This is a genomic window from Streptomyces sp. NPDC033178 (assembly GCF_055577685.1).
In genome coordinates this window covers 577,425-600,902 of sequence record NZ_JBVIPT010000003.1, presented here as the reverse complement: position 1 = coordinate 600,902, position 23,478 = coordinate 577,425, and the positions used below count along the sequence as shown (strand labels likewise).

Sequence of the window (23,478 nt, the reverse complement as noted above, 5' to 3'; positions counted from 1 at the left end):
GCCTGGCCACTCGGATTCCGAGGTGGCCATGTCGAACACATCCAACACATCAGGTTCACAGAGTTCATCGAACTCATCCAAGAGCAAGCAGAAAGACGCGGCGGACGAGGACGTGCCGAGCCCCATGGAGGTGCTGCGCAACGCGCGCACCCAGCTCGCGGAGCTGACCGGCATGGTGGCCGAGTCCGTGTCGTCCTTCGAACGCACAGAGGACGGCTGGACGTTGCAGATCGAGGTCTTGGAACTGGTCAGGGTCCCCGACACGATGAGCCTGCTCGCGAGCTACGAGGCGACCTGCGACCTCCAGGGCGAGCTCACCGGCTATCGGCGTGTCCGCCGTTACGAACGCGGGAGGTCCGACTCCAACAGGCCCGGCGGCCGGTAGGCCACGGCCCCTTCCCCGGTCCTTCGGAGGAGGGGCTCGGTCTCCAGTCCTTCGGGCGAGGAGACCGTCTCCAGTCCTTCGGGCGGGGAACCTCTCCCGCTTCGCCCACACACCCAACAACAGACAAGGAGGCACGGTCGGCATGACCGTTGTCCCGGCACAACAGAGTGGCGGCGGAGGCGGCACCAGCGGCCTCTACGACGTCCTGGAACTCGTCCTGGACCGAGGGATCGTCATCGACGCATTCATCCGGGTCTCCCTCGTCGGAATCGAGATCCTGAAGATCGACGTGCGCGTCGTCATCGCCAGCGTCGACACCTATCTGCGCTTCGCGGAGGCGTGCAACCGGCTCGACCTGGAGGCCGGGCCCAAGCGCAGCCCCGGACTCCCCGACCTGGTCGGCGAGATCACCGAGTCCGGCGCGCGAGGCAAGTCGAAGGGGGCGCTGTCCGGCGCCGCCGAGACCATCTCCGACGCGTTCAAGCAGTCCCGCGAGGAGAGCCAGGCCGAGTCCAGGCCGCGCGCCCGCAAGTCCACCGCGGCACGCCGGAAGGAGGAGCAGGAGTGAGTACGTACGTCTACGGCATCACCACAAGCTCGCATCCTTCGCTGCCCGACGGCATGGAAGGCGTCGGCGAGCCGGCCCGGCAGGTGCGCATCATCAAGGAGGGCGACCTCGCCGCGGTCGTCAGCGATGCGCCCGAAGGGCTGCGGCCCAAGCGCAGGGACCTGCTCGCCCACCAGAACGTGCTGGCCGAGACCGGCGCGGCCGCGGCCGTGCTGCCCATGCGGTTCGGCAGCCTCTCACCGGACGACGCGGCCGTGGCCGGGGTGCTCGCCGAGCGCGCCGACCACTTCAAGGAGCGCCTGGAGGCGCTGTCGGGCAAGGTCGAGTACAACGTCAAGGCCACGCACGACGAAGAGGCCGTACTGCACCGGGTGATGTCCGAGAACCCGGACGTCCGGGCGCTCACCGAGGCCAACCGCAAGGCGGGCGGCGGCAGTTACGACGACAAGCTGCGGCTCGGCGAGGCGGTGGTCGCCGCCGTGAAGCACCGCGAGGTGCAGGACGCCGCCGAGCTTCAGCGCGCCCTGGAACCGGTCGCCACCGCGGTGAGCGTCGGACCGGAGTCCACCGGGTGGCTGGCCAACGTGTCGTTCCTCGTGGAGCGCGCGTCGGCCGAGGGCTTCATCGCCGCGGTCGAAGAGTTCCGCAAGGGGCAACCGCATCTCGAGGTGCGGCTCCACGGGCCGCTGCCGCCCTACAGCTTCGTCGAACCCGGGCCGTCCGAGCCCGCCGAGACACACCACTGAGAGCCGAGACGGCCGAGTCGGACAAGACAGACAAGACAGATGAGACGGACGAGACAGAGGAGTCGAGGACATGGGGCTGATCGGAGAGGTCCTGATGCTGCCGTTCGCCCCCGTGCGCGGCAGCCTCTGGGCCATGCAACAGGTACTGGCCGAGGCAGAGCGCCAGTACTACGACCCGGCGGCGGTCCGCGCCGAACTGACCCGCCTCGAGCAGCAGCTCGAGGCGGGCGAGATCGACGACGCGGAGTTCGACCGCCTGGAGGACGAGCTCCTCGACCGGCTGGAGATCGCCATGACCAGGGGCACCGGAACAGGCAACAACGGGACGACACGATGAATCGACTGGGACTGGGCCTCGCGGTAGGGGCCGGATACGTCCTCGGGCGTACCAAGAAGATGAAACTGGCGTTCGCGATCGGCACGATGGTGGCCGGCAAACGGATGCACCTGAGCCCGCGGGCCCTCGCGGACCTGGTGTCCGGGCAACTGCAGAACAACCCGCAGTTCAAGGAGATCGGGGACCAGCTGCGCGAGGACCTGCGAGGCGTGGGCAAGGCCGCGTCCGGAGCTCTCGTGGAGCGGCAGATCGAGGGTATCGCCGACCGGCTGCACGGACGGACCGCACAAGTACGGGACCAGCTCTCGGGCGTGGTTCCGGATGTGCCCGGCGTCGGCGGCAAGTCCCGCGACGACCGGGAGGACGAGCCCGAGGGCGAGTACGAGGACTACGACGAGTCCGACGAACGCGACCCGGATGCCTCGGACACCTCGGACGACGGCGTTGCCGAGCGGGAGTCCGCGGAGTCCGCAGAGGACGAGGAACGGCCGCGGCCGCGCAAGAGGGCCCCGGCCAAGAAGGCCGCGAAGAAGGCTCCCGCCAAGAAGCTGAGCCCCCGCAAGGAGGCCCCGGCCAAGAAGACGGCGGCCAGGGCCGCGAAGAAGGCTCCCGCGAAGAAGACGGCCGCGGCGAAGACCGCCGGGCGCCGCGCCTCGCGGAGCCGGCCGATGAGGGGAGGCGGCGACGATGACTGACACCCTCGGATCCGCGACGAAGCACGCGAAGGACAACCCGCTCACCTCCGTCGCCCAGAGCGCGGCGGCCGACCGGCTCAAGGAAGAGGTCCAGGCGTATCTGGGCGCCCAGGCCCAGCGGCTGCTGGTCGGCGTCGGGCACAAGCTCGGCGAGACGACGGGCAAGCTCAACGACATCGCCGAGGGCAACAGTCCGGGCTTCGCCAAGCTGGCCCTCGACGGCGGCCGCAAGCTGGCCGAGGGCAAGGGGCCGCTGAGGTCCGCCGTGGAACTCGGCGCCGGCCGGGCCAAGGACAGCGTCGTCGGCGCGTTCAAGAACCTGACCGGCGGCAAGGGCAAGCGCAAGGGCGGCGCGGGCAAGAAGCCCACGGTCATCCTCGAGTACGTCGACGTCGGCGTGCCGCTGCGTACGGCCTACGACCAGTGGACCCAGTTCCAGGACTTCAGCACGTTCGCGAAGGGCGTCAGGAGCGCGGACCGCGCCGACGACACCACCTCCGACTGGCAGATGAAGATCTTCTGGTCCAACCGCAGGTGGAAGTCGCACACCACCGACCAGGTGCCCGACGACCGCATCTCCTGGACGTCCGAGGGCGCCAAGGGCACGACGAAGGGTGTCGTCTCCTTCCACTCCCTCGCAGAGAACCTCACCCGGGTCCTGCTGATCGTCGAGTACTACCCCAAGGGTCTGTTCGAGAAGACCGGCAACATCTGGCGGGCCCAGGGCCGCAGGGCCCGTCTCGACCTCAAGAACTTCGCCCGCTTCATCACGCTCAAGGGCGAGGCGAGCGACAGCTGGCGCGGCGAGATCCGCGACGGCGAAGTGGTCGTCACCCACGAGGACGCGCTCGCGGAGGAGGAGGCCGAAGACACCGAGGCGTCCGAGGAGCTCGACGACGGCGAGGAGACCGAAGCCGCCGACGAGACCGAGGCGGCCGACGAAGTCCCCGAGGACGAGGAGATCCCCGAGGACCAGGAGGCCCCGGAGGGCGAGTACGAGGAAGAGGACGAGGAGGCGTACGACGACGAGGAGAACGGCGCGTACGCCGAGGAAGAGGACGCCATGGAGGACGAGGAAGCGCTCGAAGAGGAAGCGGAAGAGACCGAGGCCGCTGAGCCCCGGAGCCGGCGATGACCACGGCTCAGCGCTTGCCGGACCCCTACGGGCACGACGGGAGCAGCGCCAACCTCGCCGACATCCTCGAACGGGTGCTGGACAAGGGCATCGTGATCGCGGGCGACATCCGCATCAACCTGCTCGACATCGAGCTGCTCACCATCAAACTGAGGCTCATCGTGTGCTCCGTCGACAAGGCGAAGGAGATGGGCATCGACTGGTGGGAGTCGGACCCTGCTCTGTCCTCAACGGCCCGCCGGAACGAACTCTCCCGGGAGAACGCCGAGCTGCGCGCGCACGTCGCCGAACTCGAACGCGGTCGTGAGGTCGCCCCCGCGCGCGAGCGCGAACCCACGGAGGAGGAAGCTCAGGGATGAGTGGTCTGCGCTACGTCTACGCCGTCTGCCGCCCCTTCGGCATACCGCTGTCGGCCCAGCTGACGGGCGTCGCGGGTGTCCCGCCCAAGCAGTTGACCCACCACGGCCTGGTCGCCGTGGTGGGTCATGTGCCGGAGGAGGACTTCGCCGAGAGGCCGTTGCGGGCCCATCTGGAGGACCTGGACTGGCTCAGCGCGACAGCGCGGGCGCACCAGAACGTGATCGACGCGCTCACCGTCGTCACCTCGCCGCTGCCGCTCCGGCTCGCGACCGTGTTCCGGGACGACAGCGGTGTCCGCACGATGATGGAACAGCGCGAGGAGACCTTCCTGCGGACGCTCGACCGGCTCGACGGGCGGGTCGAATGGGGAGTGAAGGTCTACGTGGAATCCCCGGAATCCCCGGAGTCTTCTGAGAGCACGGAATCCTCCGGGAATTCGGAGGCCCGGCCGGCACCCTCTCCCGCCAAACCCGTTTCGGGGCGCGACTATCTGCGGCAGCGGCGCGGTCAGCGCAGAGCGCACGAGGAGAAATGGGAACAGGGCGAGGAATTCTCGCGCCGGCTGCACGAAACGCTTTCCGGGTACGCGGAGGACACCCGGATCCACGCGCCGCAGAACGCGGCGCTCTCCCGCGCGTCCGGCCGGAACGTGCTCAACGCCGCCTATCTGGTGCCGCGTTCGGAATCCGAGGCGTTCGTGGAACTGGTGGACCGCACGAAGGACGACTCTCCCGGACTCCGTGTCGAACTCACCGGGCCGTGGGCGGCGTACTCGTTCAGCGGGGAGGACTCGTGACCGTCGTGGAACGCCGGGAGATCGCTCTCGTCGACCTGCTCGACCGGCTGCTCGCGGGCGGGGTCGTCATCACCGGCGACCTCACGCTGCGGATCGCCGACGTCGATCTCGTACGCATCGACCTGAACGCGCTCATCAGCTCGGTGAACGAACAGGTCCCCTCGCCCTGGAGGGAGTTGGAGTGAGCGACATGCGTGACATCAGTGACGTGAGCGATACCAGTGACGTGAGCGATACCAGTGACCGGGGTGCCATGAGTGGCGACGGCGAAACGGCCGGGAAGGCCCGGCGGAACCGGCTGGATCTCGATCCGGACACCGTGGAGCGGGACCTGGTCAAGCTCGTGCTGACCGTGGTCGAGCTGCTGCGGCAGTTGATGGAACGGCAGGCGCTGCGCCGGTTCGACACGGGAGATCTCTCGGAGGACCAGGAGGAGCGGATCGGTCTCACGCTGATGCTCCTGGACGAGCGCATGGCCGAACTGCGCGACCGCTACGGGTTGCGGCCCGAGGACCTGAATATGGACCTCGGGCCGCTCGGACCGCTACTTCCCAGGGAGTAGAACCACCGGTGGATACGGAAATCCCGGCAGATCTACCAGCGATACCAGCGGCCCCTGGAACCGCTCGCGCTCGTGCCGCGCACCAGGAATCCCAGTAGCCACACCACGATCACTATCAGTGCGATCCACCAGAGAATTTTCACCGCGAATCCGGCGCCGAAAAGAATGAGCGCCAGAAGCAGTACCAGCAGGATGGGAACCATAGTCTATTACCTCCTGCTGTCCCGGGTTTCCCGAATCAAGGAAATCAGACCGGTTTCCGGCAGAGAATTTCCCCGTGCAGGACGGAGAACCAGGCGTCCTCCTGTCGGCCCCATTCCCGCCACGCCTCAGAGACCGCGTTCAGCTGCTCCGCCGTCGCGTGACCGCCCTCCGTGGCGCGGTCCGCGTACGCGGAGGCGACCGTACGGTCCGCCCACAGGCCGCTCCACCAGGCCCGCTTCTCGGCGGTGGCGTAGCACCAGGTGCTCGACGAGCCGGCGATGTCGGTGAAGCCGGCCGCCAGCGCCCATGATTTCAGGCGCCGCCCGGCGTCCGGCTCGCCGCCGTTCGCGCGGGCCACACGCCGGTAGAGGTCCAGCCAGTCGTCCATGCCCTGCGACAGCGGGTACCAGGTCATCGCCGCGTAGTCCGAGTCGCGGACGGCCACGAAGCCGCCCGGTTTCGTGACCCGGTGCATCTCGCGCAGCGCCTGCACCGGGTCGCCCACGTGCTGCAGCACCTGGTGTGCGTGGACGACGCAGAAGGTGTCGTCCGGATACTCCAGCGCATGGACGTCCGCGACCGCGAACTCCACGTTCTCCAGGCCCCGTTCGGCCGCGGTGGCCCGGGCCCGGTCCAGGATGCCCGGCGCGTGGTCGACGGCGGTGACGTGCCCGTCCGGGACCAGTTCCGCCAGGTCGGCGGTGATGGTCCCGGGCCCGCAGCCGATGTCCAGGATCCTCATGTGCGGCTTCAGCGAGGGGAGGAGGTAGGCCGCCGAGTTCACGGCCGTGCGCCAGGTGTGCGAGCGCAGCACGGACTCGTGGTGGCCGTGCGTGTAGACGGCGGTCTCCTTCGACATGGCGTCCCCATTCCCTCGTAACCCTCGGACCGGGCCTGCGGAGCTGCTCCGCGAGCGATGAGTGTCACCGTACGCCGCCATGTCGAATGTTGAGACCCGCGTCTTGCTATGCGGACTTTGTCGTGCGTGGTCAGTGCCGCTGCTGGAGCGGCCGGTACACCGTCAGTGCCTCGGGCAGCTTCCGCAGCGTCACCTCGCCCTCCACGGTGGTGACCTCGCCGTCGTAGGCCAGCAGGGTGCCGGGCTCGACGCCCTCCACGCGGAGCGCGCCGACGCGGACCGCCGCGTGGGCGGGGGAGCGGGTGAGCGGCCCGGCGACGGCCGCGGCGAGGAGGCGTACGGCCGGAAAGCGGCCTCCGTGCACGACCCTTACGTCCAGGCGGCCGTCCGCGAGGTCGTAGCGGCGGGCGGGCAGCGGACCCATCCGGTGGTACGTGCCGTTTCCGGCGAACAGGAGCCACAACGGGTGCTCCTTGCCGCTGAGTTCGGCCTTGAGTGGGTGCCGGTCTGCGCGCAGCACGCGCAGGGTCGCGACCACTCCGGCCGGCCAGCCGCCGATCCGCTTCGACCAGCGGTCCCGCTCACGCACCAGCTCCGGATAGACGCCGAGGCTGCACGTGTTGAGGAAGTAGCCCTCCGTGCCGGCGGCGGAGAAGAGGCCCACGTCGACCCGTACGGCGTCGCCCTCCCGCAGGGCCTGGCTCAGATCGCGTACGTCCTCCACGCCCAGGTCCTGCGCGAAGTGGTTGAGCGTGCCGCCGGGCAGCACGGCGAGCGGGAGGCGGTGGCGCAGGGCCACCGTGGCGGCCGCGTTCACCGTGCCGTCGCCGCCGCAGACGCCCAGCACCTCGGCGCGGGCCGCCGCCTTCTCCAACTCGGCCCGCAGACCGGCCGGTTCGCACTCCACGAGCTCGGCGCGCGGCAGGGCGTCACCGAGGGCGCGGACGCGGTCCGAGCTGCCCGCCGCCTTGTTGACCACCATGACCAGGCCCTCCCCGTCCGGCAGCGCGGGCGCGTCCGCGCGCGGACGGCCGGGAGGCGGCAGCTGGTCGCGGGTCGGCACCAGGCCCCGCACGGCGAAGGCGGCGCCCGCGCCGAACGCCGCCCCGACGAGCACGTCGCTCGGGAAGTGCGCGCCCGTGTAGATACGGGAGAGGGCGACCGCGGCGGCCACCGGGGCCACCACCGCGCCCAGGGGGCGGGACTCCAGCGCGACACCCGTCGCGAAGGCCGCCGCCGACGCCGAGTGCCCCGACGGGAACGAGGTGGTGATCGGCTGGCGCTTCAGCTGCCGGATGATCGGCACCGCGTCCAGCAGAGGCCGCGGACGGCGCACCGAGCGCTTGCCGAGGGTGTTGATGGTGGCCGAGGCCAGGGCCAGTGAGGCGACCCCGCGGACGGCCGCGCGGCGGGCCCGCGGCGAACGCGTCGCCGCGAGCGCCGCCGCCGTGCCGAACCACAGCAGACCGTGGTTCGCGCTGCGGCTCAGCTTCGGCAGCAGCGGGTCGGCGCCCGGCCAGTGCCGGGCCGCAACGGCTTCGAACATGCGGCAGTCGAGGGCCAGCAGCCGGTCGCGCAGGGCGTGGCCGGGTCCGGTGACGGTGAGATCCAGGTCTGCGGTCATGCACCATCGTGTACCCAGACAGGGCTCTGCCGCGCATGTCTGTTCGACGAGAACCGGCTGTGTGACGTGTCTGTCCTCCGCCCGCCACTCCGGTCCGCCACTCCGGTCCGCCGACCGGGTAACCCGTTTGCCGCGCGCCCCGCCCACCCCGGACAATGCCCAACCATGGGACATCTGGAAGCCGCGCACCTGGAGTACTACCTTCCTGACGGGAGGGCGCTGCTCGGCGATGTGTCCTTCCGGGTGGGCGAAGGGGCCGTGGTCGCGCTGGTCGGGCCCAACGGAGCGGGGAAGACGACACTGCTGCGGCTGATCTCCGGCGAGCTGAAGCCGCACGGCGGCACCGTCACGGTGAGCGGCGGACTCGGCGTGATGCGCCAGTTCGTGGGATCCGTACGGGACGAGTCGACCGTACGGGACCTGCTCGTGTCGGTCGCCCAGCCGCGGATCCGGGAGGCCGCCGAGGCCGTCGACCGCGCCGAGCACCTCATCATGACCGTCGACGACGAGGCCGCCCAGATGGGTTACGCGCAGGCGCTCTCCGACTGGGCGGAGGTCCAGGGGTACGAGGCCGAGACCCTCTGGGACATGTGCACCACGGCCGCGCTCGGCATCCCGTACGACAAGGCGCAGTTCCGCGAGGTGCGCACGCTCTCCGGCGGCGAGCAGAAGCGGCTTGTCCTTGAGGCACTGCTGCGCGGCACCGACGAGGTGCTGCTGCTCGACGAGCCGGACAACTACCTCGACGTTCCGGGCAAGCGCTGGCTGGAGGAGCGGCTGCGGGAGACCCGCAAGACGGTCCTGTTCGTCTCCCACGACCGGGAGCTGCTCGCCCGCTCCGCCGAGAAGATCGTGAGCGTCGAGCCCGGGCCCGCGGGCGCCGATGCCTGGGTGCACGGCGGCGGCTTCGACACATACCACGAGGCGCGGCGCGCGCGCTTCGCGCGCTTCGAGGAGCTGCGGCGGCGCTGGGACGAGAAGCACGCCCAGCTGAAGAAGCTGGTGCTCAACCTGCGGCAGGCCGCCGCGATCAGCCCTGACATGGCCTCGCGGTACGCGGCAGCCCAGACCAGGCTGCGCAAGTTCGAGGAGGCCGGCCCGCCGCCGGAGCCGCCGCGCGAGCAGGACATCACCATGCGCCTGCACGGCGGCCGCACCGGCGTACGGGCCGTGACCTGCAAGGGGCTCGAACTCACCGGCCTGATGAAACCCTTCGACCTGGAGGTCTTCTACGGCGAGCGGGTCGCCGTCCTCGGCTCGAACGGCTCCGGCAAGTCGCACTTCCTGCGGCTTCTCGCGGGCGGCGACGTCACGCACACGGGGGAGTGGAAGCTCGGCGCGCGTGTCGTGCCCGGCCACTTCGCCCAGACTCACGCCCACCCGGAGCTGGAGGGGCGCACCCTGCTCGACATCCTGTGGTCCGAGCACTCCCAGGACCGCGGCGCCGCCGCGTCCCGGCTGCGGCGCTACGAGCTGACCGCGCAGGCCGAGCAGCGCTTCGACCGGCTCTCCGGCGGGCAGCAGGCCCGCTTCCAGATCCTCCTTCTGGAGCTGGAGGGCTGCACGGCGCTGCTTCTGGACGAGCCCACGGACAACCTCGACCTGGAGTCGGCCGAGGCGCTTCAGGAGGGTCTTGAGGCATTCCAGGGCACGGTGCTCGCGGTCACGCACGACCGCTGGTTCGCCCGTTCGTTCGATCGGTATCTGGTGTTCGGCAGCGACGGTCGTGTGCGGGAGTCGGCGGAGCCGGTGTGGGACGAGCGGCGGGTGGAGCGGGTTCGGTAGCTCTCAGCCAGGCCTGGCAGGCTGCGGCTCGTTCTTCGGGCGCGGGTCCGTCGGGGCCGGGCGCACAGTTCCCCGCGCTCCCAAGGGGGCGCGAGTGCGCCCCGGTGTTCGTAAGGTGGAGGGAGACACGACGATCGGGGTAGTGCCATGACCGGAGTCGACCCGGGCCTCCTGGATGATCAGCAGCTGATGAAAGAGCTGGAGACGATCCATCGCACCCGCCACGACACGTTGCTGCACGGCTCGAACGACGCGCTGCGCACGCACAACGTCCGGATGGCGGAACTGGAGGGCGAGTATCTGCGCCGGAACCCGCGCCGCCCGGTCGCCCTGGGCCGGACGCGGGCGGGGGCGCGGGACAGGCATCCGGACGCGAGCCGGTGAGGCCTGCGCCGGCCCTGCCGAACGGCCGCCCCCCGACGACCGGATGGCGGTCTTCCTGAACGGGTGTCGGCCCTGGCTCCGACGGCCGCGGTCAGCGCCGCTTCAGGAACTCCGGCAGGAACGCCTCGCGGAACGCCTTGAGGTCGTCCGGTTTGCGGCTGGTGACGAGTGTCGCGGGGCCGGCCTCGCAGACGACCGCCTGTTCGTCGACCCACGTACCGCCCGCGTTGCCGATGTCCGTACGCAGACTCGGCCACGAGGTGAGGGTGCGGCCGCGGACCACGTCGGCCTCGATCAGCGTCCACGGGGCGTGACAGATCGCGGCGACCGGACGGCCCTGCTCGAAGAAGCCGCGGACGAACGACACGGCCTGTTCGTCCATGCGCAGAGCGTCCGGATTGGCCACTCCGCCCGGCAGCACCAGACCGGCGAATGAGTCGGCCGAGGCATCGCCCACGACCTGCTGCACGGGGAACACGTCCGCCTTGTCGAGATGGTTGAACGCCTGGATCTGCCCCGGCTTCGTCGACAGCAGCACGGGTTCGCCGCCCGCGTCGTGGACGGCGTGCCAGGGGTCGGTGAGTTCGATCTGTTCGACGCCCTCCGGCGCCATCAGAAACGCGATGCGCATGGGTCTCCCACATCCTTTCCGGCCGCGCGGTCCGTCGCGTGGTCTGTGCTCTCGTGTCCGGCCGCCCGGTCTGTTGCGTGGTCTGTGCTGTCGTCTCCGGCCGCCTGGTCCGTTCGCGTCACGCGCGGGTCCCGCTTCCGCTTCCGCGGCCGTCCGGGGCGGCGCGGCTGATCTCCGCGAGGGCCGAATCCGGGTTCTCGGAGATGGCCAGGTCGCCCAGGCTGACCATGCCGACCGGACGGCCGTCCTCGACGACCGGGAGGCGGCGCACGGCGTGGTCGCGCATCAGCGCGACAGCCGCCGCCACCCCGTCGTCGGGGCCCACCACGACCGGATCGGGCGTGCACACCGACCGGGCGCTCACCGTCAGCGGGTCGACACCGTTCGCGACCGCGCGCAGCGCGATGTCGCGGTCGGTCAGGACGCCGATGAGAGCGTGGTCGCCCGCCACCAGGACATCACCGATGTCCTGGGCCCGCATGAGCTGGGCGGCTTCGACGAGCGAGGCGTCCGGGCGGACCGAGACGACGCCTGGCGTCATGACTTCCCTCACGAAAACAGCCATGGCTGTGGGCCTTTCCTGCGTTCCCCGGCGAAGGGGTACGGCCATGTCGGCCTGACGTCGCCCGCAGTACCCCTGAGACGGCCGGCTATGCGCCGGGCGCGCGCTCTTCGGGTGCCTCGACCCCGGTCTCCGCGGAGCGCACGACGGCCTCGGCCAGTTCCTGCACGTTCGCGTAGCGCGCGCCGCCCGGCAGCCGCTCCAGCGCTTCGACGAGCGCGTCCGGCGCGTACTGGGCCCGCAGGGCGCCGGTCAGCTCACGGGGACCCGCGGGGAACGACGTACGTCCCAGGTGGCGCGCCAGATCCAGGCGGACGGCGGCCACGGAGCCCCGGTCCGAGCCCGGCGTCACCGGGCCGCCGGCGACCGGCGGATCGTCGTCGGCGATCGGCTCCGGATCGTGCCACTCCTCCACCCGTGTCGGACGGCCGGACCTCAGCAGGCCCTGCAGTTCGTGCTTCATCTCGTCGTCCCGGTGGACGCTGAGGCGGTTGCTGCCTCGCTCCATGTGTCCCTCCAGATGTTCGGGGTGGACCCCCGCGTACCCGTCTCCCGGACATCGACACGGACGGTTTGCACCGGGGGTTTGCAGTGGCACGGGCACAGGCGTGTGCGCAGGAGGTTTGCCCGTCGGAGACCAGGAGACTCGGTCTCCACCCTCCACTGTGATCCCTTTGGGGAAGGACAGGACCATGGCGGTACTCGCTGTGATCATTCCGGTCCTGATGCTCGGCGTCGTCCTGGCACTCGGCCGCTACGAGGAATGGCTGCTCCCGAACGAGGACTGGCTGCTTCCACCGGCTCAGCCCGCCCAGCAGCCGGGCACGACCGACGGCGCCACGCTGAGCCACTGAGCGACCGATCCCCTGAGCCATTGAGCCGGGCAAGTCGAGTTTGCAGGGCAGGGCGAGGGGCAGGCGAAGCACAGTGCTTCGGACAGGAGGCACGTCCGTGGGAGCGGTGTATCCCCCCACCACGGGTGTGCCCGTCCGGCTCGGGGTGCGCTCCCACGGTGACCGTCCACCCAAGGCACCCCTCAAGGGAGTTGCACGCACCATGCGAACTCACGCGAGCGCCAAGCACCCTCATGACGACGCCCCGGACACCGCGGAGGACTTCCGCAGGCTCGCTTCGTTGCCTCCGGGCCAGCTGCGCGAGACCCTCCGAGAGCAGATCATCGAGGCCTGGCTGCCCATGGCGAACCGCCTGGCAGGCCGTTTCCGCAACCGTGGCGAGAGCTACGACGACCTGCGGCAGGTCGCGGCCATGGGCCTGGTCAAGGCCGTCGACCGCTACGACCCCGAACTCGGCAACGCCTTCGAGAGCTATGCCGTACCGACCATCACGGGTGAGGTGAAGCGCCACTTCCGTGACCACATGTGGACCCTGCACGTGCCTCGCCGGGTCCAGGACCTGCGCAACCGCGTCCGCTTCGCCCGCCAGGACCTCTCGCAGACCATCCCGGGCCGGCAGCCCACGGTCGCCGAGATCGCCGAGCACGCGCAGATGAGCGAAGAGGACGTACGCGCCGGTCTGGAGGCACTGGAGAGCTTCACCGCGCTCTCGCTCGACGCCGAACTCCCGGGCAGCGAGGACGGATACTCGCTGAGCGACGCGCTCGGCTCCGCCGATCCGGCGCTGGACATCGTCATCGACCGCGAGGCGGTCAAGCCGCGGCTGCAGGCGTTGCCCGAGCGTGAACGGGCCATCCTGTACATGCGGTTCTTCGCGGACATGACGCAGAGCCGGATCGCCGAGCAGCTCGGGATCTCGCAGATGCACGTTTCCCGGCTGATCAGCCGGTGTTGCAGTCGGTTGCGGGAGCAGGTTCTGCAGGACGCCGCGTAGGCCTCCGGCGGTTCGGCGGGGGGACTGCGGTCCCGTTGTCGGCCGCGGGTTCGTTGCGGCTGGTTGCGCAGTTCCCCGCGCCCCTTTCGGGGGCGCCCAGGTGGGCCGCCCTGGCTACCTTCGGTCCAAGTTGCTCAGTGCCAGGGCTATGTGACGGGACATCATGTCCATCGCCTGGGCCTCTGCCATGGAGAAGGCCAGGCGGGGGCCGGTGCGGAAGAGGGTGAGGACGCCCTGGACCGCGCCGTCGAGGGTGAGGGGGACGCAGAGGAGAGACGTGACGTTCGCGCGGACCAGGACGGGGGCGTCGGAGGCGTCGCGGCCGAAGGCGTCCGGGTCCTCCGGGCGTACCTGGAGGGCTGTGGAACCGCCGCGTGCCGCCTCGACGACGAGCGGGCAGGCGGCAGGGTTCTGCGCCTCCAGATCCTCGGCCCGTACGTCCTGCTGGTCCGCCGGTCCGAGGACGGTCGTACGGCACAGCTGTGCGGCGCCCTCGTCGGCCACCACCCAGTCCGCGAACCGCCCGTGCAGCACCCGGGCCGCCCGCTCCAGCACGGCGGCCCGGGTCCTGGCGGGCTCGCCCAGCAGGGCCGTGGTCATCGCGTCCAGCAGGTCCATCAGTGCCGCGTGCCGTGTCGTCTCGCCGAGGTCCGGCACGGGGCCCGGGCCGCCCTCGGCCGACGGCGCCCGCGCCCCGGCGGACTGGAGCACCACGAGGACGGCGGTACGCGGCTCGCCGCTGGGCCGCAGCGCGGTGAGTGTCGCGCGCACGGGAACGGCGGGGCGCTGCTGAAGGTGGACCGTGAGACTGCGGTCGCCGTCACCGCGTGCCACCGCCGCGGTCTGCGAGCGGAACGCGGCCCGGTCCGGGTGCGCGAGGAAGCCGGAGAGGGGGCGGCCCGTCGCGTAACCCGCCCTGACACCCGTGAAGTTGGTCCCCGCGAAGTTCAGCCTGCGGACCACCGTCTCACGGTCGATCAGCGCGACGGGCAGCGGCAGCCGTTGGAAGATCCCCTTCAGAAGCTGCTGCTCCTGACGGTCGGCGGAGGACGTGCTCGCCGTGCCGGTGGCCGTCAGCCGCTCGTACCACGGCCACAACTGGTCTGCCACGTGGTCGAGTTCGAAGATCGCCGCGTCCAGTACGGTGGGCAGATCGTCATGGGGAACGGACCGTGCCGCCTTCAGCTCCGCGACACGGCGCACGAAATCCGCGAGTTCCTCACTGAATTCTTCCGTCTGCGCCATGCCATGAACGTAGCTCGTCACGAGCGCGCCCGGGGAGGCCGGGGTGGAACGCCTCCACGTCGTTTTCTCCGCAGGTGAGCGGGAAGGCGGAGGAAAGAGGAGGTGCGAAACATGCCGGATACGGAAAATCTCGGCCACCGCGGGACGGCATCCCCGGAATCTGCACTTCCGGGTCGTCGGCTGTCGGAACTCGCCGAGCAGGCCGTCCGCTGCACGACCGACTGCTGCGGCGCGGGCACCACGGTCTCCGACGGCGGCACGGAGAGGCCGGCCGCGGTGACGCACCCGGACCTCGCCGCGCTCGTCTCGATGCAGCTCCGCTCCGGCGAGGGCCCGATCCCCGCCGCACTGGAGCGCGGTGAGCCCGTCGAGTCGGGCGACCTGTTGCGCGAGGAGCGCTGGCCGCAGTACCGGGCCATGGCGCTCGACTCGGGCGTGCGCTCAAGCGTCACCCTTCCCTTTCGCCGGGCGGGCCTGACGGTCACCCTCAGCCTCTACAGCTTCCGTGCGGGCGGCCTGGAGGATGCCCCGCACGGACCCGCCCGGGCCCTCGGTGATCTCGCCGCGACCAGTCTCGTCCGTGACCGCTCCTACCGCGCCGCGCTCACCGAGCTCGACCAGCTCGGCGCCGCGATGCGCACCCGCCCCGTCGTCGACCAGGCGTGCGGCATCGTCATGCATGTGCTGGCCTGCGACGCGGACGCGGCCTTCAAGGTCCTGCGCCGTATCTCACAGGGAACCAACCGCAAGCTGTCCGAGGTCGCCTCGGCCCTCGTGGACTCACGGGGCCGCGGCCTGGAACAGGAGCTGGTCTCCCTGTCGAACTGACGCCGAACCGAACCGGTAGCGCGCCCGTGCGGTGTCACCCGCTCGGGCGTCCGCGTGGCACGAATGGTGTCCGGCCGCGCGCGCCCGGGCGGCGGCCGGGCTCTGATGGGCTGCGGGGCATGTCGGTCGTGCCCCGCCTCCGCCGCCGTCCACGGGCGTGGGGGTCTCCAGCCGCCGGCCGAAGGAGCCCGAGCCCATGCGCATGCGCCGTACCGTCCGCGCCCTGTCCGCCACCGCACTCACCGCCGTCGCCCTGGGCACCACCACCGCGGCGGCCGCCGAGAACCCGGGGGCGGAGGTCAGCCCCCGCACCGTGGCCCCGGGCGGCACGGTCACCGTCTCCGTGTCCTGCGAACCGACGGGCGGTCCCGCACCCGAGACCATCGACGCCACCTCGCAGGCCTTCGAGCACGGCACCGTCCAGCTGCACAGGACCGGAGACCGGGAGGACGCCGCGGGCGGTCCGGCCTACAGCGGCACCGCCCGTATCGCGCCCGCCGCGAACTTCGAGGAGGGCGGGCCCGACACCGTCGCCAAGGACGACGCGGTCGGCAAGGACGGTGCGGTCGGCAGGGACGACGCGGTAGGCAAGGACGGTGCGGTCGGCAGGGACGACGCGGTAGGCGAGGACGGTGCGGTCGGCAAGGACGGTGCCGTCGGCGGGGACGACGCGGTGGGCAAGGGCTCCGACTGGAGCGTCGACGGCACCTGCCCGGCCGCGCCCGGTGGTCAGGGAAAGCAGTGGAGCGCGTCCTTCACGGCGTCCCGCGACGGCTTTCGTGAGGGCTCGGGCGACGCCTCCCGCGAGGGCTCGGGCGATGCTTCCCGTGACGGCTCGCGTGACGCCTCCCGCGAGGACTCCCACGACGGTTCCCGTCTCGAAAATTCCCGAGACGGCGGAGCCGGGGTCCAGCACGGGGTGCAGGCGGGCGAGGGCGGCACCTTCACCGACTCCGTCCCCGCCCTGGTCACGGGCGGTGTCCTCATCGCGGGCGCGGCGGGCGCCGCCGTCCACAGGCTGCGCCGCCGGGAGTCCTCCTCGAACGGCTGAGTTGGCGACGCGATCCACTGGGTACGCAGAGCCTTGGGTACTCGAAGCACAGGGGCACGACAGGCACCGTGGGAACCACGACGGACCACGGACCGGCGTCCACGGATCCGCGATCCAGGGAGGTGCGGTCCACGGGACGACGGCCGGTCCACGGATCACTGCGCGGAGGCACGTATGCGGCGGACCGATCCGGAAGGCCACGGCCCCGTCCGTTACGGCCCACCGCTCCCCGGACATGACCTGCCGGTGCCGCCCGGACTCGCAGCCGCCGCGACGGGCGCGCACACCGAACCGACCGGCGGGGGACCCGCGCTCCTGGACGCAGCCCTCGCCTACTGGGCCCGGCGCGGCCTGTCCGCCGACCGCGACCGGACGGCCGCGGCGCCCGGCGCCCCCGCACTGCTCCTCGCGCTGACCGCCGCGCTCGGCGGCGACGTTCTCGTGCCGCGCCCCTGCGCGGCCTGGTGGGCGCCGCAGGCACGCCTGTTGGGCAGATCCGTCTTCCATGTGGGGACACCCGCCGAGTGCGGCGGCGTCCCGGACCCGTACGCCCTCCTGGAGACCGTGCGCCGAGTACGCGCCGAGGGCGGCGACCCGCGGCTGCTCGTCCTGTCCGTCGCCGACGACCCCACCGCCACCGTCGCGCCGCCCGAGGTCGTCCACGAGGCCATCGAGGCGGCCGTGGGCGAGGGGCTGCACGTGGTCAGCGACGAGACCTGGCGCGACACCCTGCACGAACCGCACGACACCGTGTTCCTGAGCCCCGCCGAGATGCTGCCGGAGCACGTCACGGTCCTGACCGACCTCGCCGGTCCCTTCCTGCCGCCCGGCTGGCCCGCCGCGATCGCCCGCTTCCCCGCCAACGACACCGGCACCCGGCTGCGCGACCGCGTCCTCGACGTGCTGACCGCGCTCGACGCCCGGATCGCGGCCCCGGTAGCCTCGGCCGCCGCGTACGCGCTCGGCGAGCCCGACGACATCACGCACCGCCTCGCCGCGTCGGTACGTCTGCACGCGCGCGTGGCCACCGCCGCGCACCACACCCTCGTGGCCGCGGGCGCCCTCGCCAGGCCCCCGCGCGCGGGCCGCCATCTGTACGCGGACCTCGGCCCGCTGCGCTCCGCGCTCACCGCGCGCGGTGTCGGCGACGCCCAGGAACTGGAGGACTTCCTCACCGACCGCCTCGGCATGCCCGTGCCCGGCGGCCACCGCTTCGGCGACGACCTCGGCGCGCTGCGCGTACGCCTGGCCACCGGCCCGTTCCTCGGCACAACCCACGAGGAGCGGATGGCGTCTCTCTCGTCACCGGAACCTCTGGAATTGCCGCATGTGGAACGCGCGTTGAGTCTGCTGGGCTCGGCATTCGCCGATCTCCGCGATGACGATGACGCTCGGTGACGGGAGTCCCCTCGATGACGCAGCAGTCCGAGTCGACCACGACCACCACGACCACGCACGCCGAAGACCCGGCGCCGTCCTCCCCTCTGTCCTCGCCTCTGCCCTCACCCGCGTTCGTGCCCGCCGTCGGAACACCGCTCGCCGAACCCCGTCCGCTCGGCGAACGCCGCGTCTGGCCCCGCTCGTTCGCGGACCGGCTGACCGCCCCGCTGCCGGGCCTGAGGGGCTTCGCCCGGTTCGCCCGCGAGGGCGCGCTGCGGCCTGCCCCCGAGGGCCTCGCCGACATTCCCCGACTGCCGTACGAGCCGGGCCCGTTGCCCCGGGTGGACGCCCGCACGATCGCCGTCTCCTGGGCGGGGCACGCCAGTTGGGTGGTCCGGATCGGGGGGCTCACCGTGCTCACCGACCCCGTGTGGTCCCGCAGGATCCTCGGAACTCCCGCCCGGATCACGCCCGTCGGCGTGGCCTGGAGCGCACTGCCGCGCATCGACGCGGTCGTCATCAGCCACAACCACTACGACCACCTGGACGCACCGACACTGCGCCGACTCCCGCGCGACACACCGGTGTTCGTCCCGGCCGGGCTCGGCAGCTGGTTCAGGCGCCGCCGCTTCTCGCACGTCACCGAGCTGGACTGGTGGGAGGCGGCCGAACTGCATCCGAGGGGCGGCGCCGCAGGCGCCTCGGTCGAGGGTGGTGGCGGGCGACGGGCGGGAGTCCGCTTCGACTTCGTACCGGCCCATCACTGGTCCAAGCGCAGCCTCCACGACACCTGCCGCACCCTGTGGGGCGGCTGGGTCCTGACCGCGTCCGACGGCCGACGCGTGTACTTCGCGGGCGACACGGGATACGGCCACTGGTTCTCCCTCATCGGCGCCCGCTACCCCGGTATCGACCTGGCCCTGCTCCCCATCGGCGCGTACGACCCCCGCTGGTGGCTCAGTGACGTCCACTGCGACCCCGAGGACGCGGTCCGGGCCACCCAGGACCTGGGTGCCCGCCGCATGGCCCCCATGCACTGGGCCACCTTCGTCCTCTCGGCGGAACCGGTCCTGGAACCCCTGACACGAGTGCGTACGGCATGGGAGAAAGCAGGCCTGGAGCGGGAGAACCTGTGGGACCTGCCGGTGGGCGCTTCAAGGGTGCTCGACTGAGGAGCCCTTTTCGGGTTCTTCCAAGGACACGGGCAACCGCCGCTCTTCCACCCACCCCTACCGCGGAGCGCTGCGCAAACGCCGCCAGAGCCCGGGCGCCACGCTGATCACAACGGTCAGAACAACGACCGCCACCACACCCTCCCAGGGTTCCTTGAACAAGGAACCCCCGGCCACCCCGATGAGCTGATACGTCGCGGCCCAGGCCAGGCAAGCCGGCACATCCCCCCGAGCGAACCGCCGCAACGGCCACTTGGCCATCAGGCAGGCCAGCATCACAGGAATCCGCCCCGCCGGCACCAGCCGCGACAACACCAGCACAGCCACGCCATGCTCCGCGAGCTTCTCCTGCGCCTGCGCCAGCCGGTCCTCCGGCGCACGGTCCCGTATCGCGGCCAGCCAACGCGACCCGTTCTTCGACTTCATGCCACGGCGCCCGAGCCAGTACAGCGCGACATCCCCGAGGAACGCCGCGAACGCCGCCACCACGAAGACCAGCACCATCGAGAACGGCGCGGTCTGGTGAAACGCCACCACCGCCGCCGAACTCACCAGTGCACCCGTCGGCACGACGGGCACCAGCGCCCCGATCAGCACCAGCAGGAACAGCGACGGATAACCGAGCGCCTGCTGGGTGGACTCGGGCGGCACGGTCGTGACCGCGGCGGCGAGCACATCCCTCACCGGGCTTCGCCCTCCCGCTCGTCGTCGCCCCGGCCGGCCGGCGCGTCCCTCGGGGATGACCGGTACCCCGCGACCCGCGGCCGCACACGCTGTCCGTGGTCCAGAAGGTGGACCGCCACCTCGGGCGCACGCTCGGCGGCCAGGCGCACGAACTCCTCGCCGGGCGCGTGGAATTCATGGGGGCGCACGGCGTCCATCCCGATCGGCCAGTACGTGCCGTAGTGCACCGGCACCGCGCTCCCCGGCTGCAGTCGGGCCAGCGCCTCGGCCGCCCGCCCGGCGTCCAGGTGTCCCTCGCCCAGATACGGACCCCAGCCGCCGACCGGCAGCAGCGCCACGTCGACCGGTCCGACCTCCTTGGCCATCGACTCGAAGAGGCCCGTGTCACCGGCGAAGTACGTCCGTGCCTCGCCCTCGATCACATAGCCGAGGGCGGGCGCGCGCTGCGGCCCGACTGGCAGCCGCCGCCCGTCGTGCCACGCCGGAACGGCCTGTACGACCAGGTCACCGACCCGCGTCCGGTCGCCGCTCGCCATCTCGGTGACCTGCAGATGACCGAGCCTGCGCAGCCCGGGGACGGCCCGCGGGGCACCCTTCGGCACCAGCAGCCTGGTGCCAGGGGCGAGTCGCGCCAGCGACGGGACGTGCAGATGATCGGCGTGCAGATGGGACACCAGGGCCACGTCCGCCACCGCCGCCTCGGGCGGGGGCGGCGCGCCCCGGCGCCTGCGCAGATGCGCGAGCCGGCGCGCGAAGAGCGGGTCCGTGAGCACGCGCGCGCCCGAGTCCTCGACGGTGCAGGTGGCGTGCCCCCACCAAGTGATCTCCACCGGCACTCCTTTGCCTCCTTCGCGCGACTCCCCCCGAGCGTACGGGCAGGAGTAGGGTCGGCGACGAAACCCGGAGGTGAGGGGGGACGCCATGGGAGACGCACGCCGTGCCTCCGGCATGCTTCGCGTGACGACGATCGCGAGTCTGACGCCGTTGGAGGAGCTGGAGGCGGACCCCTTCCTGGTGGACTCGCGCAGCCAGCACGCCATGTGCGCGCGCTGGGCCGCCGAGCGCGGCTATGTCGTCACCCGCGAACTGCTCGTACGGGGGCTGCGGCCCGACCACTGCGCGCTCTGGGAGGACGTCGAGGCGGGCCTCGTGGACCTGTTCGTGGCGCCGAGCCGCCGGGTCCTGGAGCGGGCGCTCGCCTCCGTCGACGAGTTCACCGCCGAGTGCGCCCGCCGCGGAGTACGGGTCGAGACGGTCGGCCACGCGGAACCCGCGTACGACGCCCAGATGAAGGCCCATGTCCACCGCCGGCTGTCGATGCCGACGGCGGGTTACGACGGCCGCTGACACCTCCGGTGGTGCCGGGCCCGGGCCGAGCAGAGGCAACCTCGTGCGGTGGCCCGCGGTCACCCTGTGTGCGCGTGGTGAGCAACCGTCGTGCTCTTGTGCGCCGCCGAAACGGCTTGCGTGCTTGTGACAGGGTTGGGGCAGGTCTGAGAGCGGGGTGGAGGTGGGCGTGGCGTGAGCGGCGCGAGGTGGCGCAGGCTGGCGAGCGCGCTCTGGCGGAGCGTTGCCGTGTGGGCAGTGTCCACGGTCACCATGCTGGCGCTGGCCGGGATCCTGCCGGACTTCAGAATCCAGTCCGCCGACGGCGACAGCGCGACCCGGATCGCCGTCACGGCCGCACTCGGCGCCGGGGCGTTCGGTGTGCTCTCCTCCGTGGTGTGGCCGCTCCTCGTCCGGGCCCTGCTCCTCGTCCCGGCCCTCGTCCTCGGCCTGCTCGTCTTCTTCCTCAACGGCTCGCTCCTGTGGCTCGCCCTGCGCATCATCCCGTCCGGTGAGAGCGAGGCCGCCCCGGAGACCGCCGTGGTGGTCGCCGCGGTGATGTCGGCCGTCGCCTCCGCCACCGGCGGTGCCCTCGCCGTCCGGGACGACGACGCGTACAGACGCAGGCTCTACCGGCTCTCCGACCGACGGCGATCGGAACTGGAGCCGGGCGCGGGCCCGTCCACCCCCGGAGTGGTCTTCCTCCAGCTCGACGGAGTCGGTCACGACGTACTCCTGGAGGCGGTCGGACGCGGTCTGATGCCGACCGTCGCCGCCTGGCTCGGCGAGGGCACCGGGACGACCCGCACCACCCACCGGCTCACCCCCTGGCGGACCGACTGGTCCAGCCAGACCGGCGCCAGCCAGCTGGGCATCCTGCACGGCTCCAACCACGACATCCCCGCCTTCCGCTGGTACGAGAAGGACACCCGGGAGGTCATGGTCTGCAACCGCCCCACCAGCGCCGCCGAACTCCAGCGCCGCGCCGTCGCGCACACCGGCGACGGCGGCCTGCTCACCATGGACGGCGCAAGCCGGGGCAACCTCTTCAGCGGCGGCGCCGACCAGCTCGCCCTGGTGCTCTCCGTGGCCGCCAGAAGGGACCGGGAGAACCGCTCCCGCGCCGGCTACTTCGCGTACTTCTCCGACCCCGCCAACGCCGTCCGTACCGCCCTGTCCTTCGTCGCCGAGGTCGGCCGCGAGATCGGCGAGTCCACCTGGGCCCGCCTCAAGAAGCGGCGCCCGCGGGTCGGCCGCGGCGGCCTCTACCCGTTCATCCGGGCCTTCGCGACCGTCATCGAGCGGGACGTCGTCGTCGCCGCGGTGATCGGGGACATGCTCGCCGGACGCTCCTCGGTCTACGCGGACCTGGTGGCGTACGACGAGGTGGCGCACCATTCGGGCCCGCGCAGCCGCGACACGGAGAAGGTCCTGCAACGCCTGGACCGCTCACTGGCCCTGATCGCGCAGGTCGCCGAGCACGCCCCGCGCGCGTACCGCATCGTCCTGCTGTCCGACCACGGCCAGAGCCCCGGCGAGACCTTCCGCACCCGCTACGGACTCGGCCTCGGCGAGCTGGTCCGGGCCGGCTGCGGGCTGCCCGTGCCCCGCAAGGCGCGCCGCACCCACAGCGGTGCCGAGGCCAGGTCCGCCGTACGGGCCGCGCTGCGCAGGCCCGTCGAGGAGGGCCACGAGCAGTACCGTCCCTCCAGCCGTCACTCGGAGCCGCTCGTGCTGGCCTCCGGCAACCTCGGCCTCGTGTCCTTCCCGGACGTGCCGCACCGGATGAGCCGCGAGGAGATCGACGCCCGCCACCCGGCCCTGCTGACCACACTCGCCAACCACCCCGGCGTCGGCTTCGTCCTCGTGCGCAGCGAGGAGCACGGCGGCCTCGTGCTCGGCGCGAACGGCGCCGAGATCCCCCTGGACGAACTGGACGACAACCCGGGCCCGCTCGCCGACTTCGGCCCGGGCGCCGCCGACGCCGTACGCCGCACGCACGCGTTCCCGCACACCGCCGACATCATGGTCAACTCCTGGTACGACCCCCAGGAGGGCGAAGTCCTCGCGTTCGAGGAGCAGATCGGCTCGCACGGTGGCCTCGGCGGAGCGCAGGGGCGGCCCTTCCTGATGTCGCCCGTCACGTTCACCGCGCCCGTCGAGGACGGGGCGGAACTGGTCGGCGCCGAGCACGTGCACCACGTACTGCGGCGCTGGTTGCGCGAGTGCGACGGCCCGCAGGTGCCCGTCGAGACCGGCCCCGAGCGGTGGGTCGCGTAGCGCTCCGGGGCACTGCTCGGGGCGCCCGTGG

28 protein-coding genes and 1 pseudogene are annotated in these 23,478 nt (G+C 71.6%); 20 read left to right on the top strand and 9 right to left on the bottom strand.

Translation table 11 applies throughout. The features are described 5' to 3' along the window. Nucleotides 1-28 precede the first annotated feature (28 nt). From ACZ5VQ_RS09945 to ACZ5VQ_RS09900, 10 genes are all read left to right on the top strand, one after another. Nucleotides 29-385, top strand: a complete 357-nt coding sequence (locus ACZ5VQ_RS09945; protein ID WP_469104460.1) for a gas vesicle protein GvpO — start codon at nt 29-31, stop codon at nt 383-385. Between the two features lie 142 nt (nt 386-527). After that, the gene (locus tag ACZ5VQ_RS09940; RefSeq protein WP_143640955.1) at nt 528-953 is read left to right on the top strand and encodes a gas vesicle structural protein GvpA; all 426 of its coding nucleotides are present in this window, start codon (nt 528-530) and stop codon (nt 951-953) included. Beyond that, nucleotides 950-1,699: a GvpL/GvpF family gas vesicle protein gene (locus ACZ5VQ_RS09935; RefSeq protein ID WP_469104459.1), complete on the top strand. Its 750-nt coding sequence runs from the start codon at nt 950-952 to the stop codon at nt 1,697-1,699. Before ACZ5VQ_RS09940 ends, ACZ5VQ_RS09935 begins: the two co-directional genes overlap by 4 nt. Before the next feature lie 70 nt (nt 1,700-1,769). Next, nucleotides 1,770-2,036, top strand: coding sequence for a gas vesicle protein GvpG (locus ACZ5VQ_RS09930; protein ID WP_469104458.1), 267 nt, complete (start codon nt 1,770-1,772; stop codon nt 2,034-2,036). Next, on the top strand, nt 2,033-2,731 hold the full coding sequence (locus ACZ5VQ_RS09925; RefSeq protein ID WP_469104457.1) for a DNA primase: 699 nt from the start codon (nt 2,033-2,035) through the stop codon (nt 2,729-2,731). The genes ACZ5VQ_RS09930 and ACZ5VQ_RS09925 overlap by 4 nt, the downstream gene beginning before the upstream one ends. Beyond that, entirely contained in the window at nt 2,724-3,866 is a 1,143-nt protein-coding gene (locus tag ACZ5VQ_RS09920) for an SRPBCC family protein (RefSeq protein WP_469104456.1), read from the top strand. The genes ACZ5VQ_RS09925 and ACZ5VQ_RS09920 overlap by 8 nt, the downstream gene beginning before the upstream one ends. Then, a complete protein-coding gene (locus ACZ5VQ_RS09915) occupies nt 3,863-4,225 on the top strand; it encodes a gas vesicle protein (RefSeq protein ID WP_362076865.1) in 363 nt (120 codons plus the stop codon). The genes ACZ5VQ_RS09920 and ACZ5VQ_RS09915 overlap by 4 nt, the downstream gene beginning before the upstream one ends. Further along, on the top strand, nt 4,222-5,022 hold the full coding sequence (locus ACZ5VQ_RS09910) for a GvpL/GvpF family gas vesicle protein (RefSeq protein WP_469104455.1): 801 nt from the start codon (nt 4,222-4,224) through the stop codon (nt 5,020-5,022). Before ACZ5VQ_RS09915 ends, ACZ5VQ_RS09910 begins: the two co-directional genes overlap by 4 nt. Next, a complete protein-coding gene (locus ACZ5VQ_RS09905) occupies nt 5,019-5,207 on the top strand; it encodes a gas vesicle protein (RefSeq protein ID WP_143640948.1) in 189 nt (62 codons plus the stop codon). Before ACZ5VQ_RS09910 ends, ACZ5VQ_RS09905 begins: the two co-directional genes overlap by 4 nt. Nucleotides 5,208-5,275: 68 nt before the next feature. Further along, entirely contained in the window at nt 5,276-5,584 is a 309-nt protein-coding gene (locus ACZ5VQ_RS09900; protein WP_469104590.1) for a gas vesicle protein K, read from the top strand. Nucleotides 5,585-5,616: 32 nt separating this feature from the next. On the opposite strand, the gene ACZ5VQ_RS09895 is transcribed toward ACZ5VQ_RS09900, so the two are convergent. From ACZ5VQ_RS09895 to ACZ5VQ_RS09885, 3 genes are all read right to left on the bottom strand, one after another. Beyond that, entirely contained in the window at nt 5,617-5,787 is a 171-nt protein-coding gene (locus ACZ5VQ_RS09895) for a hydrophobic protein (RefSeq protein ID WP_143640947.1), read from the bottom strand. Nucleotides 5,788-5,831: 44 nt separating this feature from the next. Beyond that, nucleotides 5,832-6,647 (bottom strand): class I SAM-dependent methyltransferase, encoded by an 816-nt coding sequence (locus ACZ5VQ_RS09890; RefSeq protein ID WP_469104454.1) that lies wholly within the window; start codon nt 6,645-6,647, stop codon nt 5,832-5,834. 130 nt (nt 6,648-6,777) lie between these two features. Next, nucleotides 6,778-8,271 carry a phosphatase PAP2 family protein gene (locus ACZ5VQ_RS09885; RefSeq protein ID WP_469104453.1) on the bottom strand — a complete coding sequence of 498 codons (1,494 nt, stop codon included), beginning with the start codon at nt 8,269-8,271 and terminating at the stop codon, nt 6,778-6,780. A gap of 165 nt (nt 8,272-8,436) precedes the next feature. Between ACZ5VQ_RS09885 and ACZ5VQ_RS09880 the strand changes: the two genes are divergently transcribed. Both ACZ5VQ_RS09880 and ACZ5VQ_RS09875 read left to right on the top strand, forming a co-directional pair. Beyond that, nucleotides 8,437-10,056, top strand: coding sequence for an ABC-F family ATP-binding cassette domain-containing protein (locus ACZ5VQ_RS09880; protein ID WP_469104452.1), 1,620 nt, complete (start codon nt 8,437-8,439; stop codon nt 10,054-10,056). Nucleotides 10,057-10,203: 147 nt separating this feature from the next. Beyond that, nucleotides 10,204-10,440: a DUF6158 family protein gene (locus tag ACZ5VQ_RS09875; RefSeq protein ID WP_200394963.1), complete on the top strand. Its 237-nt coding sequence runs from the start codon at nt 10,204-10,206 to the stop codon at nt 10,438-10,440. Between the two features lie 91 nt (nt 10,441-10,531). Here the strand turns inward: ACZ5VQ_RS09875 and ACZ5VQ_RS09870 are convergent, their stop codons facing one another. The 3 genes from ACZ5VQ_RS09870 to ACZ5VQ_RS09860 all read right to left on the bottom strand — a co-directional run bounded on the left by ACZ5VQ_RS09870 (nt 10,532) and on the right by ACZ5VQ_RS09860 (nt 12,141). Beyond that, nucleotides 10,532-11,071 carry a type 1 glutamine amidotransferase domain-containing protein gene (locus ACZ5VQ_RS09870; protein WP_469104451.1) on the bottom strand — a complete coding sequence of 180 codons (540 nt, stop codon included), beginning with the start codon at nt 11,069-11,071 and terminating at the stop codon, nt 10,532-10,534. Between the two features lie 118 nt (nt 11,072-11,189). Beyond that, the gene (locus tag ACZ5VQ_RS09865; protein ID WP_469104450.1) at nt 11,190-11,636 is read right to left on the bottom strand and encodes a CBS domain-containing protein; all 447 of its coding nucleotides are present in this window, start codon (nt 11,634-11,636) and stop codon (nt 11,190-11,192) included. An 85-nt stretch (nt 11,637-11,721) separates the two neighbouring features. Continuing rightward, the gene (locus tag ACZ5VQ_RS09860; RefSeq protein ID WP_469104449.1) at nt 11,722-12,141 is read right to left on the bottom strand and encodes a DUF2795 domain-containing protein; all 420 of its coding nucleotides are present in this window, start codon (nt 12,139-12,141) and stop codon (nt 11,722-11,724) included. A 184-nt stretch (nt 12,142-12,325) separates the two neighbouring features. On the opposite strand from ACZ5VQ_RS09860, the gene ACZ5VQ_RS09855 reads away from it, so the two are divergent. Together ACZ5VQ_RS09855 and ACZ5VQ_RS09850 are read left to right on the top strand one after the other, a co-directional pair. After that, entirely contained in the window at nt 12,326-12,487 is a 162-nt protein-coding gene (locus ACZ5VQ_RS09855) for a hypothetical protein (RefSeq protein ID WP_362076838.1), read from the top strand. A gap of 202 nt (nt 12,488-12,689) precedes the next feature. Beyond that, a complete protein-coding gene (locus tag ACZ5VQ_RS09850; RefSeq protein ID WP_362076835.1) occupies nt 12,690-13,481 on the top strand; it encodes an RNA polymerase sigma factor SigF in 792 nt (263 codons plus the stop codon). A 114-nt stretch (nt 13,482-13,595) separates the two neighbouring features. On the opposite strand, the gene ACZ5VQ_RS09845 is transcribed toward ACZ5VQ_RS09850, so the two are convergent. Then, on the bottom strand, nt 13,596-14,726 hold the full coding sequence (locus ACZ5VQ_RS09845) for a GAF domain-containing protein (RefSeq protein ID WP_469104448.1): 1,131 nt from the start codon (nt 14,724-14,726) through the stop codon (nt 13,596-13,598). 111 nt (nt 14,727-14,837) lie between these two features. Between ACZ5VQ_RS09845 and ACZ5VQ_RS09840 the strand changes: the two genes are divergently transcribed. The 4 genes from ACZ5VQ_RS09840 to ACZ5VQ_RS09825 all read left to right on the top strand — a co-directional run bounded on the left by ACZ5VQ_RS09840 (nt 14,838) and on the right by ACZ5VQ_RS09825 (nt 19,157). Further along, nucleotides 14,838-15,554: an ANTAR domain-containing response regulator gene (locus tag ACZ5VQ_RS09840; protein WP_362076829.1), complete on the top strand. Its 717-nt coding sequence runs from the start codon at nt 14,838-14,840 to the stop codon at nt 15,552-15,554. A 202-nt stretch (nt 15,555-15,756) separates the two neighbouring features. Continuing rightward, a complete protein-coding gene (locus tag ACZ5VQ_RS09835; RefSeq protein ID WP_469104589.1) occupies nt 15,757-16,605 on the top strand; it encodes a hypothetical protein in 849 nt (282 codons plus the stop codon). Between the two features lie 174 nt (nt 16,606-16,779). Further along, nucleotides 16,780-18,003, top strand: a complete 1,224-nt coding sequence (locus ACZ5VQ_RS09830; RefSeq protein ID WP_469104447.1) for an aminotransferase class I/II-fold pyridoxal phosphate-dependent enzyme — start codon at nt 16,780-16,782, stop codon at nt 18,001-18,003. A gap of 14 nt (nt 18,004-18,017) precedes the next feature. Then, complete coding sequence (locus ACZ5VQ_RS09825; RefSeq protein WP_469104446.1) at nt 18,018-19,157, top strand: MBL fold metallo-hydrolase; 1,140 nt, start codon at nt 18,018-18,020, stop codon at nt 19,155-19,157. 57 nt (nt 19,158-19,214) lie between these two features. Here the strand turns inward: ACZ5VQ_RS09825 and ACZ5VQ_RS09820 are convergent, their stop codons facing one another. Next, nucleotides 19,215-19,841, bottom strand: a complete 627-nt coding sequence (locus tag ACZ5VQ_RS09820; protein WP_362076817.1) for a DedA family protein — start codon at nt 19,839-19,841, stop codon at nt 19,215-19,217. Nucleotides 19,842-19,909: 68 nt separating this feature from the next. Further along, a pseudogene (locus ACZ5VQ_RS09815) lies at nt 19,910-20,677 on the bottom strand (MBL fold metallo-hydrolase); the annotation flags it as partial. A gap of 85 nt (nt 20,678-20,762) precedes the next feature. Here ACZ5VQ_RS09815 and ACZ5VQ_RS09810 point away from each other — a divergent pair. Continuing rightward, nucleotides 20,763-21,188, top strand: a complete 426-nt coding sequence (locus ACZ5VQ_RS09810) for a hypothetical protein (RefSeq protein ID WP_055615362.1) — start codon at nt 20,763-20,765, stop codon at nt 21,186-21,188. 174 nt (nt 21,189-21,362) lie between these two features. Continuing rightward, on the top strand, nt 21,363-23,447 hold the full coding sequence (locus ACZ5VQ_RS09805; protein ID WP_469104445.1) for a phage holin family protein: 2,085 nt from the start codon (nt 21,363-21,365) through the stop codon (nt 23,445-23,447). The last annotated feature ends 31 nt before the right edge of the window (nt 23,448-23,478 follow it).